We start from the raw sequence: 11505 nt of genomic DNA, 5'->3' as shown, positions 1-11505 counted from the left end.
AGTACATCCAGTACGAGGGCTCGCACCCGGCACGCCGAGAGCACGCACCGGACGCCGCTCCTTGACGGGCAAACGTTGCCTGCCGCGGCACTAGTTCGGTTCCCCGCGCATCCGCTTGACGGCCTTGCCCAGTACGGCCATCGCGCCGCCGCAGACCAGCAGGGTCGTCCCGCCGATCAGGATCGGGGGCAGGGTGCCGCCCTTGATGCCCTCGCCGGTCACGGTGGTGGCCAGCACGAAGATGATCGAGTACAGGCTCCGGCCGACCTTGGCGCCGGCCGGGATCACCTGGAGCAGCTGCGGGATGGTGGTCGCGGCGGCGAGGCCCATGCCGAAGGGGATGCCGGCGGCGAGCATCAGCGCGCCGAAACCGAAGGAGTTGCCGTACGCGCCCCACCCGGCGCCCTTGACCAGCAGGTAGCCCGCCGCGCCGAAGGACAGCAGGACCAGCAGGCCGTTGACGTACGCGGCCTGCGTGGCCGCCTTGCGGGCGCCGGGCAGATGGGCTGCCGGGGAGCGCCAGGCGTCCGCGGTGACGAGCCGCAGCTGCCGCTTCAGCGCCTGCATCTGGAGCAGCGCGAGGACGCCCACGGCCACCATGGCCAGCCCGACGGCCGTACCGGCGAAGCCGATGGGGGCGCGGGTGATGCCGTAGTGGGCGCCGCCGAAGGTGAGCGGGATGCCGAGGACGAACCCGTAGGCCAGGAACTTGGCCTTCTGCTGGATCTTCACCACCAGCTCGCGCTGCCCCGGGGTGAGGTTCGGATCGACCCGCACCCGGCCCTCGCCGAGCCGCTGTTCGGGGACCTGGGGCGGGTACGGCTGCTGCTGGTAGGGGTTGTGCGCCGGCTGCTGCGGTGGATACGGCTGTTGATAAGGCGGCTGCTGCGGATAGGGCTGCTGGTACGGCTGCTGCGGCGGATACGGCTGGTACGACGGCTGCTGGCCGTACGGCCCCGGCTGCTGCTGACCCTGACCTGGATGCATGGTGTGGTTTCTCTCCCCCGTACCGGCGTGTTCCGGTGTGTCGCGGGCCGGGAGTCTGCCACACGTCCCGGGGCACCACGAGCCCCGGCCCAGGGGTCAGGTCCCGGGCCGGGGCTGCACGTGGGGGGTTGTCCCGGCTCAGACGTTAATCGTCGCGGCGAGCCTGCGGTCGCCGATCGAGCGGCCCACCTGGATTTCGTACGAACCTTTCACAACCACCCACCGTTTCTCTGCCCAGATCTCGAAGGCGCGAAGCGGGATGTCGACGGTGACTTCGACGCTCTCGCCGGGTTCCGCCTCGGCGCCCGCGAACCCGGCGAGCCACCGGGCGGGGCGGTCGGGGTCGGGCAGGCTCGGGGCCAGGTAGACCTGGACGACCTCGCGGCCGGCCCGTTCGCCGGTGTTGCGGAGGCGGACGGTGACGGTGGTGTCCGCCACGTGCAGCGACTCGTAGGTCCAGTCGGTGTAGCCGAGGCCGTGCCCGAAGGGGTAGGAGGGGGTGCGGCCCGCCTTCTCCCAGGCGCGGTGGCCGATGAACACGCCCTCCGTGTAGGCGAGCTCCCCGTTCTCCGGGACGACCCGGGTGACCGGGGCGTCGGTCAGGGAGCCCCAGGTGGTGGGCAGCCGGCCACCGGGCTCGTACGCCCCCGTCAGCACGTCCGCCAGGGCCGCGCCGCCCTCCTGGCCGGGGAACCAGCTCAGCAGCACGGCCGCGACCTCCTCCCGCCAGGGCAGTTCCACCGGGGAGCCGGAGTTCACGACGACCACGGTGTTCGGGTTGGCGGCGGCGACCGCGCGGACGAGGTCGTCCTGCCGGCCCGGCAGGCGCAGGTCGGTGCGGTCGAAGCCCTCGGACTCGACGCGCTCGGTGGTGGCGACCACGACCACGGCCGTGTCGGCGTCCCGGGCGGCGCGGGCGGCCTCGGCGATGAGCTCGTCGGGGTCGCGGCGGGGGTCCTGGTGGGCGACGGCGAAGATGACGTTCTTGAGAGGGCCGTCCGCCGGGTGCCTCACGACGTGGGTGAGGGAGACCTCGACCGGTTCGCCCTCGGTGAGTTCGGCCTCGGCGCGGGGCACGGGGGCGTTGAAGAAGGCGGCGAACGGGTCGCCGCCGGTGGGGCGCTGGACGTCGTCGTAGTGCGTCGTGCCGTCGACGGTGAGGGTGAAGGCGCCCAGGCCTCGGATGCCGAAGGTGTGCGTGCCGCTCTCGCGCGGGGTGAAGGTGCCGGTCAGTTCGACGGTGTGGAGGGTGTCGTGGGTGACGCCGTCGGGGAGGTCGGAGCCCGTCCACTGGATCTGTCCGCCGGGTGCGCCTCGGGCGCCGAGCACGCGGCCGGCGGCGTCCCGGCAGACCGCGCGCAGGTCGAGACCGGGCTCGCCGGTGGCGAGTTCGGTGCTGGGGTCGGCGCCGACGGTGTAGGTGAGGGTGCCCTCGGGCAGCGCCGCGGTGAGGGCGTCGAGCGGGGAGACGATCCGGGGCGGGAAGACGGTGGCGGAGCCGCCGCCGAGGACGCGGGCGTCGCGGGCGGCGGCGCCGGTCAGCGCGACCGTGCCGGGCCGCAGGGGCAGGGCGGGGCGCTCGGCGCGGGCCTCGTTCCGTAAGAGGACGAAGGAGCGGCGGGCGATCTCCCGGGCCAGGGCCTGACCGTCGACCGGCCGCGGCGGCTCGGCGACCACCGGTTCGGCGCCGGCCAGGATGCCGACGCGGGCGGCGAGCCGCAGCACGTTCCGTACGGCCGCGTCGACCCTGGCCTCGGCGACCTCGCCCGCGCGCACGGCACGGGCGAGGGCCTCGCCGTACACGGTGACCGGGCCGGGCATGGCGATGTCGAGGCCGCCCTCGATGGCGTCGGCGGTGGACCGGGCGGCCGTCCAGTCGGAGACGTTGACGCCGTCGAAGCCCCATTCGCCGCGCAGGACTTCCTCGACGAGGTGGTGGTGCTCGGTCATCGTGGTGCCGTTGACCGTGTTGTAGGCGGTCATGACGCCCCAGGGGCGGGCGTGCTCGACGATCGCCTCGAAGGGGGCCAGGTACAGCTCGCGCAGGGTGCGTTCGGCCACCAGGTTGTTCACGGTGAGGCGTTCGGTCTCGGCGTCGTTGGCGACGAAGTGCTTGACGGTGGTGCCGACGCCGCCGGACTGCACTCCGCTCACATAGCCCGCGCCGATCCGTCCCGTCAGGTACGGGTCCTCGCTGTAGGCCTCGAAGTGGCGGCCGCCGAGCGGGGAGCGGTGCAGGTTGACGGTGGGCGCGAGCAGTACGTGGACGCCCTTGCGGCGGGCCTCCTGGGCGAGCAGCACGCCCGCGCGGCGGGCCAGTTCCGGGTCCCAGCCGGCGGCGAGCGCGGTCGGGGAGGGCAGGGCGACGGAGGGGTCGTCGGCGGTCCAGCGCACGCCCCGGACGCCGATCGGGCCGTCGGACATCACGAGGGACGCCAGTCCGATCTCCGGCAGCGCGGGCAGCGTCCACATGTCCTGCCCGGCCAGCAGCCGGACCTTGGCGTCCAGCCCGAGCCGAGCGAGCGCGGCCTCGACGACCGCCTCACGCGCCTGGTCCGCAGGGTCTCCCACCATCGCGGTGCCTCCTCTTCGAAGTCCGTCCGGTGTCTCCATCCTGCCCAGCCGGCGGCCCCGTCCTACTGCCCCCAGACGATGGCCAGTGTCTTGCTCACCAGGCAGACCAGGGCGAAGACGACCGCCCACTCCGCCGCCCCGGCGAGGACCAGCGCGGCCACGCCTGCGCCGAACCACAGCAGTTCGAAGCCGACACGGATCGCGCCGCGCGTCTTGTACGCCGCCTTCTGCGACCCGAACAGCGCCCACAGCACGACCAGCACGGCGGGCGCGCCGATCCCGAGCAGCCAGGTGAGCGGGGTGGCGATGTCGAGGGTGAAGCCCCAGTACGCGGCGGCCGTCAGGGCGCCCAGTTCGATGAGGAACAACACGCCCAGATTGGCAGCCTTCATGCTGCCGCAGGCTAAGCGGGAACGCGGCGCCTGCCAACTCGGTTTGCTCCGTCGCCGGGCGACTGCCGGTCGTATGTGGCTGAGCGCGCAGTTCCCCGCGCCCCTGGGAGGGGCTGCCCCCGGGGCCCCCACCCGCCTACACCGCCGCCACGACCTCGATCTCCACCTGTGCCTCCGGCCGGAACAGTCGTGGGACCTCGAAGGTCATGCTGGTGGGTGGGGTTCCGGTGAGGAACTCCCGGCGTACGGCGGCGTATTCGGCGAGGCGGGAGATGTCGGTCAGGTAGGTGCGGATGTTGATGACGTCCGCGAGGGTCGCGCCGTGCGCGTTCAGCAGGGCGGCGATCGTCTCGAAGACGCCCCGGCTCTGCTCGGCGAGGGTCGCGCCCTCGGCGATCTGACCGGAGAGGTACAACAGGGCGCTGCCGTCGGCGTGTTCGACGCGGGCGACCTGGGAGTAGTAGGGGCTGAGGGGCTGGGGCGCCGACGCGGGGCTGTCCAGGGTGATCTGCACGGGGCTCCTTTTCTCCATGGGCCCGACGCTAGGTCCGGCCCATGGATGCGACAAGCGAATGTCTAGCATCGCTGTCATGCGAAGCACGCATGGCAAGCCCGCTCGTGAGGTCCCCGATCTCTCCACCGCCTGGCTGCGGGTGTTCCTGGAGGTCGCCCGGAGCGGTTCGTTCACCGTGGCCGCGCGGACGCTCGGCTGGACGCAGTCGGCGGTGTCCCGGCAGGTGGCGTCGCTGGAGGCGGCGCTCGGCGGGGCGGCGCTGTTCGACCGGCTGCCCAGGGGCGTACGGCTCACGGAGGCGGGCCGGGCGCTGGTCCCGCACGCGGAGGCGGTCGCCGAGTCGCTGCTCGGCGCGGCGCGCGAGCTGACCGCGCTGCGCGAAGTGGCGGGCGGGCGGCTCAGGTTCGGCGCGTTCCCCACGGCCGACGCGGCGCTGGTGCCGCACACCCTGGCCGCGTTCCGCGCCCGTCACCCGCACGTCCGGGTGTCCCGCGAGGAGGGCCTCACGCCCTCTCTGCTGGACCGGCTGGCCACCGGCCACCTCGAGCTGGCGATCGTCTCGACGACCGGCGGCGTCCCGTTGGAGGCGTACGAACTCCACCACCTCCTCGACGAGTCCCTGTACGTCGCCGTCCCCGCCGGTCATCCCCTGGCCGGTGCCGGCGAGGTCCCGCTGGACCGGCTCGCCGACGCCGACTGGATCTCCGGCGGCCCCCGCCCCGAGGGCACACTGCTGGCCGCGGCCCTGCGCCGGGGCTTCCGGCCGCGGGTGGCGCATGTCGTCGCCGAGTGGACGGCCAAGCAGGGTTATGTCGCGGCGGGCCTCGGCGTGGCCCTGGTCCCGGCACTGGCCGCCGGGTCGGTGCGGCCCGACGTGGTGCTGCTGCGGGTGCTGGACGAGGGGGCTCCGGCACGGGCGGTGTACGCGGCGACCGCGCGGGGACGCTCGCTCGCCCCGGCGGCACGGGCGTTCCTGACGGCACTGCGGGAGGCCGCGGCCCGGATCCCCGGCTGAACCGCCCCATGGCGTGGGCCACTTCCGTCACGCGATACTGCGGCCGTCCGGCACGACCGCACCCCACTGCGACGGAAGGACCCGAACCCCCTTGACTGCCATACGCCTTCGGATGGGCATCCTCGGCCTCACCCTGCTCGCGGGACTCGCCACCCCGACGACCACCGCCTCCGCCACGACGGCAGCCGCGCCGACCGTCGAGGAACAGCGGCTCGACCAGGCCGCGCCCCAGGAGATCCTGCGACGCTCCGGATTCGACACCGTCGCCCCGGACTTCGCCCGCGCGCTGGAGGGGGCGCGGAGCTTCGCACAGGCCCGCCGTGTCGTCGTACGCGAGGGATCGGCGCTGTGGCGGCGGGCGGTGGAACGGGCACAGGGCCGGGGGCCGGCGGGATCAAAAAGGCGCGAAGCGCTTCCTTGGAAGGGTGGTGGCGGGAGACAGGAGGGCCTGAGCCGGGACGACGACCGGCCGCTGTACTGGGCGCGGCTGGGGATGACGCGGGAAGTGCGGACCTGGGACCCGGGGTTCGGGCTGAGCGAGGACCGGCGCGGCACGCTGCTGGACGAGTTGGAGCGGACCTCGCGGGGGCAGACGGACATCCGGTACCCGGCGCGCGGCAAGGGTCTCAAGCGCGTCCTCGTCACCGGGTTCGACCCCTTCACCCTCGACCGTGACATCCGTATCTCCAATCCGTCCGGGGCCTCCGCGCTGGCTCTGGACGGCACGGTGATCGAGACGGCTCAGGGCCCGGCGCGGGTGGAGACGGCGGTCTTCCCGGTGCGCTGGCAGGACTTCGCCCAGGGGACGGTGGAACGGACGCTGCGGCCGTACCTGCCGAGGGTGGACCTGTTCACGACCGTGAGCCAGGGCCGGGTCGGGCGGTTCGACGTCGAGCGCACCAACGGGGCCTGGCGGGGCGGCTACCCGGACAACGACAACGTCTCCCGCACGGAGACCGTTCCGGTCGCCGATCCGGCCGCGCAGCCCCAGTGGACGGCGACGACCCTGCCGTACCAGCGGATCGTGGCCGCGGACACGGGACGCTTCCCGGTGTACGACCACACGGAGGTCACCGAGATCCCGGCGGGCGGCACCGAGCCCGTCGTACGGGCGGACGGCCCGACCCCCGGCTCGACGGCGCGGGCCGGGGGTGGCGGGAACTACCTCTCCAACGAGATCGCCTACCGGGCCACGCTGCTCCGTGACCGTCTCGGCCTCCACGACACGCTGCCGGGCGGCCATGTGCACACCCCGGTCCTCCAGTTCGGCTCCGGCAACACCGACCCGGCGACCGGCACGGTCACGGATCCGGAGTTCGTCCGCAACCGGCTGGACATCATCGCGCAGGTACGGGCGATCGTGACGGTGGCGGCGGAGGCGACGTTCAGGAGGTGACCCGCTCCTCCTCGGTTTCGTCGGGCTCCCCGGCGTTCTCCTCGCCCAGCAGGTCGCGGGCGAGGAGGGTGGCGCCCGCGACCGCGCCCGGCATCAGGAACACCGCGACGACCGGGACCAGGAAGGCCAGGCCGAGGGGGGTGCCGAAGCCCCAGACCAGGGTCTTGCGGGAGCGGAGCAGGGTGAGGCGGGTGCGCAGTTCGACGCCGCGGCGCTGGAGGGCCACGGCGGTGAGTTCCTCGGTGAGGAAGAAGCCGGTGACGAAGAAGCCGATCACCGGTACGGCCGTCTGGCCGACGAAGGGCAGGAAGCCGAGGGCGAACAGCAGCACACCCCAGACGGCGGCGCGGAGCACGATGCGGAGGCTGTCGCGGGCGGAGATCCACAGCTCGCGCCAGAGCGGCAGGCCGGACTCGGGTGCCGTCCCGTCGGGTGAGACGTCCCGGTCGACCTTCTCGGAGAGGCTCTCGTAGAAGGGCTGGCCGACCAGCAGCGTCACCGCGGTGAAGGTGACCGCGGCGAGCAGCAGGCCGAGGGCGAAGAGGACCACCGTGAGGAAGCCGCGGAAGAGGCCCTGCCAGGGGCTCGACCAGTCGTCGGCGAAGGGGGTGGTCCAGGCGACGAAGTCCTCGCCCCACACGGCGAGCGCGACCAGCGCCGCCGCGTACAGGACCAGGGTGATCAGGCCGGGGAGCAGTCCGAAGTCGTACTGCTTGCCGTGCCGGGCCACCCATCGCTGGCCCTTCAGGAGATAACCGAAACCCACCCCGAGATCACGCATGGGGGAACCCTATCGGGGCGTGTCGGGGCCCCGGCGCGGGCCTCGGGCGTCCGGCCCTCAGGCGTCCAGCATCCGCCGCAGCAGGTCCCGCAGCGCGAGCCGCTCCTCGTCGGACAGCCCGGCCAGCGGTTCGCGGGCGAAGCGCAGGCCCTCGCGCAGTTCCCGGGCGACCCTGCGGCCCTCGTCCGTGGCGGCGGCCAGTTTCACCCGGCGGTCGGCCGGGTCGGGGCGGCGCTCCACCAGGCCGCGGTGCTCCAGCCGGTCCACGATCCCGGTGACGTTCGACGGCTCGCACTTCAGCTTCTGCGCCAGTTTGCGCATGGGCAGCGGCTCCAGGGAAAGCAGACTCAGCAACCGGGCCTGTGCGCCGGTGAGCGCGTGCTCGCCCGCCGCCTCCTCGTAGTCGGCGTAGAACCGGGACACGACGTCACCGATGAGCTCGACGACCTCCATGGTCAGCTCGTCGGGGCGGCGGGTCTTCTCTGGGGTGGACATGCCCTCAAGAATACCCCGTTACTTGACATCCTGAAATATTCAGGAGCATGGTTGTTTCAGGTACTGAAGTAAATTTCGAAAGGCACAGTCATGATCAACCGCGAATGGCACCTGCTCAGCCGCCCGGTCGGCTGGCCGAAGCCCGAGGACTTCGCCCTGGTCGAGGCGGAGGCCCCCACCCCGGGCGAGGGTCAGGTGCTGGTGCGGAACAAGTACCTCTCCGTCGACCCGTACATGCGCGGCCGCATGAGCGCCGCCAAGTCGTACGTCGCCCCCTTCGAGCTGGGCAAGGTCATGCAGGGCGGGGCGGTCGGCGAGGTCGTCGCCTCCAACGCCGAGGGCATCGCCGCCGGTGACCACGTGCTGCACTTCTTCGGCTGGCGCGAGTACGCGGTCGTGGACGCGAAGCACGCCGTCAAGGTGGACCCCGAGGCCGCGCCCCTGTCGACGTACCTCGGCGTCCTCGGCATGACCGGCCTCACCGCCTACGCCGGCCTGCTGCGCACCGCCTCCTTCAAGGAGGGCGACTCCGTCTTCGTCTCCGGCGCCGCCGGTGCCGTCGGCAGCCAGGTCGGCCAGATCGCCCGGCTCAAGGGCGCCTCGCGGGTCATCGGCTCGGCCGGGTCCGACGAGAAGGTGAAGCTGCTGGTGGAGGAGTACGGCTTCGACGCCGCGTTCAACTACCGGAACGGGTCCGTGAGCGAGCAGCTGCGCGAGGCCGCCCCCGACGGTGTCGACGTCTACTTCGACAACGTCGGCGGCGACCACCTGGAAGCGGCCATCGGCCTGCTCAACCAGGGCGGCCGGATCGCGGTCTGCGGCATGATCTCGCTCTACAACAACACCGAGCCCGCCCCCGGCCCGAAGAACCTCGCCCGCCTCATCCAGACCCGTGGCCGTATCGAGGGCTTCCTGGTCGGCGACCACTACGACCTCCAGTCGCAGTTCGTCCAGGAGGTCGGCCCCTGGGTCCGCTCCGGCGAGCTCAAGTACCGCGAGACGGTCGTCGAGGGCATCGAGAACAACCTGGAGGCGTTCCTCGGCGTGCTGCGCGGCGACAACACCGGGAAGATGATCGTCAAGCTCTGACCGATCACGGAATCACCGTGACGCCCGCCCGGCGGCGGTCGTTGCGTACGACGGAGGCCGTGACCCTTGGACGTGGGGTCGCGGCCTCCGCCCTTGGCTCACAGCTCGAGCGCCGCCCTGTGCACCACCCTCGCCAGCCGGTCGTTCTCCGGGGCCGCGCCGCCCGGGAAGGCGTGGCGGCGGCGGGTGTAGCCGTAGGCGAGGCCGCTGCGCGGGTCCGCGAAGGCCTGGGAGCCGCCCGCGCCGGCGTGTCCGAACGCCCCCGCGCCGAGGAAGTGGTGGTAGGTGTCCGCGGTCGCCTGGAAGCCCAGGCCGTAGGACTTGTGGACCCGGGCCACCAGGTCGTACCCGGCGGAGTGCAGCTGCCCGAACTCCGCCACCGTGTCCGGCTTCAGCAGCGGCGCCTTGCCGTCGACGTCGCTGATCACTGCCGCGTACAGCCCGGCCAGTCCGCGCGCCGAGGCGACGCCGCCGACCGACGCCGGGCCCTTGGCGCGGATCAGGCGGTCGTTGGGCAGCGCCTGGAGGTCGGTCGGCTCGGCCGCGTGCCGGTTGAACGCGATGGCGGCCAGCGTGTGCGGCCCGCTCGGCAGCGCGTCCAGCAGGGCCTGCTGCTTCGCGGTCGGCAGCATCGGCTGGGCGGTGCGGAAGCGGGGCTCCCGGGACGGCGGCAGACCCAGGTGGAAGTCCAGGCCGTAGGGGGCGCGCACCCGCTCCTCGTGCAGTTCCTGGATCGTACGGCCGGTGGCGCGCCGCACGACCTCGCCGGTCAGGGCGCCGATGACCAGCGCGTGGTAGCCGAAGCCCGTGCCGGGCCGCCAGAACGGCCGCTGGTCGGCGAGGCGTTCGGCCATCGCCCGGTCGTCGGCCAGCTCCGCCGCGGTGAAGCCGGAGTCGGTGCCGACCAGTCCCGCGCGGTGCGCCAGCAGATCGCGCAGGGTCAGCGCGCCCTTGCCCTCGGCGGCGAACTCCGGCCAGTAGTAGGTGACTTTGCGGTCCAGTTCCAGTGTGCCGTCCTGCACGAGCAGCGCCACGACCAGATGGGCGGCTCCCTTGGTCGACGAGTACACCCCGTACAGGGAGCCTCCGTCGACGTCCTCACCCGCCCACAGGTCGACGACCCGCCGCCCGTCGACGTACGCGCACAACTGCCCTTCGTAGTCGTCCCGCTCCGCGGCGACGAACGCGGCGAACTCCTCGCGCACCGCCTCGAAGCCGTCGGCGACCGTGCCGTGGACGGTGATCTCCTGCGTCATCCGCGTGCCTCCTCCGGGTGATTCCCTAGATCGAATACGGCGCGACGCCTCCCTTCGACTCAACCGCCCCACCCGTCTGTTGACGCCCTCGTCGCCCCGATGTCTCCTGCGGACGGGCCGCAGCGGGCATGCTGGTGGCGGGTGCGCCCGAAACGGGCGGCGGCGAGGCGGGAGGGGCCCCATGGCGACGATTCCTTCGCTCCCCAGCAGGGACGACATGCTGCGGATGGCACGCAGCACGACCGACATCACCGGCCAGCTCCTGGACACGGCCGGCAACATCACGAAGATCGCGATCAACACCCTCGACCCACGGGACGGCTCGGGCACCGAGCTGCTGCGGGTGCTGCGCCGGACGACCGCCGAGCTGGCCGAGGCCAGTGCCTCACCGCAGGCGCAGGAGGCGTTCTACCGCGTCGTCGACACCCTGACCCGGCTGGGTACGACCGGCGCCCCGCTGGCCACGCACCCGGTCAGCGAACCGGCCCAGGCCCTGCTCACCGCCCTCGGCGACAGCCTGCTGCCGGTGCTGGACGCGCTGGAGCCGGCGGTGGAGGAGTGCGCGGCGGTGGTCGGCGAGCTGACCGAGGCGCTGTCCCCGCTGCTGCCCGCGACGGCGGGGCTCGCCGCGGGTCTCCTGCTGGCCCTGACCCCGGTGCTCCGGGCGGCGGCCGGGGTCCTGCGCGACTCCACGCCCGAGCTGCGCCGCATCGCCGATGCCCTGACCGCCGCGCTCGCTCCCCTGCTGCCCCTCCAGGTGGCCCTGGCGGAACGCACGGCCGCGGTCGCCGCCGACGTCGTCCGCGCCACCCTGCCGCCCCTCGCCGACCTGACGGAGGCGGCCGCGGCGGCCACCAAGGCGGCCCGGCCGGCCCTGGTCGCGGGCGAGGAACTGATCGTGACCGGCCTGGAACACCTCCAGCCGTACCTCCTGGCGACCGCCTCCCGAACCGGCCGCGTGGCCCGCGCGGTGGCGGTACGGGTCTCGGCGGCGGCCAGCCCGGCG

At 73.0% G+C, this 11505-nt stretch carries 11 protein-coding genes; 4 read left to right on the top strand and 7 right to left on the bottom strand.

The annotated features are described in order from the left end of the window. Positions 1-90: 90 nt before the first annotated feature. From ABZ915_RS48165 to ABZ915_RS48150, 4 genes are all read right to left on the bottom strand, one after another. Entirely contained in the window at positions 91-987 is an 897-nt protein-coding gene (locus tag ABZ915_RS48165) for a hypothetical protein (RefSeq protein WP_361817664.1), read from the bottom strand. 138 nt (positions 988-1125) lie between these two features. Then, the gene (locus ABZ915_RS48160) at positions 1126-3561 is read right to left on the bottom strand and encodes a glycoside hydrolase family 3 C-terminal domain-containing protein (RefSeq protein WP_361817661.1); all 2436 of its coding nucleotides are present in this window, start codon (positions 3559-3561) and stop codon (positions 1126-1128) included. 62 nt (positions 3562-3623) lie between these two features. Continuing rightward, the gene (locus tag ABZ915_RS48155) at positions 3624-3953 is read right to left on the bottom strand and encodes a YrdB family protein (RefSeq protein ID WP_361817658.1); all 330 of its coding nucleotides are present in this window, start codon (positions 3951-3953) and stop codon (positions 3624-3626) included. Between the two features lie 136 nt (positions 3954-4089). Next, a complete protein-coding gene (locus ABZ915_RS48150) occupies positions 4090-4467 on the bottom strand; it encodes a RidA family protein (protein ID WP_361817666.1) in 378 nt (125 codons plus the stop codon). Between the two features lie 76 nt (positions 4468-4543). On the opposite strand from ABZ915_RS48150, the gene ABZ915_RS48145 reads away from it, so the two are divergent. Both ABZ915_RS48145 and ABZ915_RS48140 read left to right on the top strand, forming a co-directional pair. Beyond that, complete coding sequence (locus ABZ915_RS48145; protein ID WP_361817656.1) at positions 4544-5482, top strand: LysR family transcriptional regulator; 939 nt, start codon at positions 4544-4546, stop codon at positions 5480-5482. Between the two features lie 91 nt (positions 5483-5573). Further along, complete coding sequence (locus tag ABZ915_RS48140; protein WP_361817654.1) at positions 5574-6878, top strand: pyroglutamyl peptidase; 1305 nt, start codon at positions 5574-5576, stop codon at positions 6876-6878. On the opposite strand, the gene ABZ915_RS48135 is transcribed toward ABZ915_RS48140, so the two are convergent. Beyond that, entirely contained in the window at positions 6868-7659 is a 792-nt protein-coding gene (locus tag ABZ915_RS48135) for an EI24 domain-containing protein (protein WP_361817651.1), read from the bottom strand. The two genes, ABZ915_RS48140 and ABZ915_RS48135, sit on opposite strands and share 11 nt — an antisense overlap. A gap of 57 nt (positions 7660-7716) precedes the next feature. Then, complete coding sequence (locus ABZ915_RS48130; protein WP_361817648.1) at positions 7717-8154, bottom strand: MarR family transcriptional regulator; 438 nt, start codon at positions 8152-8154, stop codon at positions 7717-7719. Positions 8155-8244: 90 nt separating this feature from the next. Between ABZ915_RS48130 and ABZ915_RS48125 the strand changes: the two genes are divergently transcribed. Further along, on the top strand, positions 8245-9243 hold the full coding sequence (locus ABZ915_RS48125) for an NADP-dependent oxidoreductase (protein ID WP_361817645.1): 999 nt from the start codon (positions 8245-8247) through the stop codon (positions 9241-9243). Positions 9244-9341: 98 nt separating this feature from the next. On the opposite strand, the gene ABZ915_RS48120 is transcribed toward ABZ915_RS48125, so the two are convergent. Continuing rightward, positions 9342-10499, bottom strand: coding sequence for a serine hydrolase domain-containing protein (locus ABZ915_RS48120; protein WP_361817643.1), 1158 nt, complete (start codon positions 10497-10499; stop codon positions 9342-9344). Positions 10500-10680: 181 nt separating this feature from the next. Between ABZ915_RS48120 and ABZ915_RS48115 the strand changes: the two genes are divergently transcribed. Further along, positions 10681-11505: hypothetical protein (locus ABZ915_RS48115; RefSeq protein WP_361817640.1), on the top strand; the 825-nt coding region annotated here is incomplete at its 3' end.

The organism is Streptomyces sp. NPDC046915 (assembly GCF_040644935.1).
Lineage (GTDB): Bacteria > Actinomycetota > Actinomycetes > Streptomycetales > Streptomycetaceae > Streptomyces.
Note: the sequence above shows the minus strand (reverse complement) of the source record. Positions and strands in the feature narration are given on the sequence as shown.